General features: G+C 46.9%; 2 protein-coding genes. One reads left to right on the plus strand and one right to left on the minus strand.

Going from position 1 to position 1,451, the window contains the following annotated elements; genetic code table 11:
• On the minus strand, window positions 1-626 hold a 626-nt coding region (locus tag B7Y67_RS17975; protein WP_367227308.1), incomplete at its 3' end, for a M17 family peptidase N-terminal domain-containing protein.
• Between the two features lie 118 nt (window positions 627-744).
• Between B7Y67_RS17975 and lptF the strand changes: the two genes are divergently transcribed.
• Window positions 745-1,451 (plus strand): LPS export ABC transporter permease LptF (lptF, locus tag B7Y67_RS17980; RefSeq protein ID WP_293599802.1); only part of this gene is annotated, 707 nt, incomplete at its 3' end.

Raw genomic sequence — 1,451 nt, forward strand, 5'->3', positions numbered from 1 at the left:
AGCTCTTTGGCACAAGCGTCATTACCTGCAAAGATGAGATGTGCAAAAGTATCCGGCTTATCTTTGGCCTTAAATTTCATGGCTGGCTGACGAACTCCAAAACGATAGGCTTGATCGCCTGCATATTGAATTGTCAAACGCACCTCTTCTGCAATGAAATCAGCTCGATGACCTAAGGCGAAGCTCGGAATAAACCACAAAGCATTTTGGATGGAGCCCCCACTCAACTGCTTCAAAGCAGCGCGAGCAATTTTTGAGTAAGAGCTCAAACTGCGTGCACTAGCAGGGGCAATATCGCCCAAAGACACCAAGAGAACGCGTTTCACTTTTACCCCAGATGCGACCCAGGATTTTTCAGCTCGAATGACGCAAGTAGATGCTTGCTGAGCATCAAGGTCACCAACCAGATTGGCATGGGTGACAGAGCCCCCAAGCAAGCGATCCAATTCGAGCAATAGCCCAGACTTAGCCTTGGAGGCTTCAAGGGCATCTAAATCGGCTTTTGAGTAGGCTAAAACCAAGCAATCAGAGCTCTGCGCCAATAAAGTGGCTAGACTGGCCTTGAGCTGCTTCGGATTATTGAGGTCGGCTTGCGCGAAATTCTTAGTGCTAAATTGAATAGTCATGATGTCTTGAGGTATTTTTAAGTCAATTCAAGGAAAAAAATGGGTGTTTATCCATTATCCTCCGAGATGCAGGTTCACATCTTGAGTGAGCCAATAACAGCTAACTCATTATTTATTCATGATTTTTCACCAAGCCCTTCGCCGCGAACTCAGTTTTACGACTGGTGGCGTTTTTTTGGTCTTGGTCACCATCATGATTACCACCCTAGTCATTCGAATTTTGGGCTTTGCGGCCAATGGCGCCGTAAATCCAGAGGATGCCCTGGTTTTAATAGCACTCGCCACGCTCGGCTATATGGCTGTGCTTCTCACGGTCTCCCTGTTTGTAGCCGTTTTAATAGTATTGGTACGCTGGTACAAAGACTCAGAGATGATTGTTTGGTTTGCTAGCGGCCTGAGCATTGCCAGCCTCATTCGACCAATTCTGCGCTTTGCAGCGCCGCTGATTATCATCATTGCCCTCTTGGCCCTCTTTGTTTGGCCTTGGGCCAATCGTGAATCCACCATCATCAGCCAACGCTTTCAGCAACGCAGTGATGTCTCCATGGTTGCCGCGGGTCAATTTAGAGAATCTGCTAAAGCGGAGCGGGTATTTTTTATTGAAGAGTTGGATGTCGATAAAAGCGAAGTGAAAAATATCTTTGCGGCAGAAACTAAAAATGGGCGCCTAAGCGTGGCTGTTGCATCGACTGGATTTATTGAGAATGCGGCAGGCGGCAGTAAATCGATCGTTCTAAATAATGGTCGCCGTTACGAGGGATTGCCAACGCAACCGGATTTCAGAATTTTAGAATTTGCTGAGTACAGCACCCAAATTCATAGCAA

It is taken from the genome of Polynucleobacter sp. 35-46-11 (genome assembly GCF_002281105.1).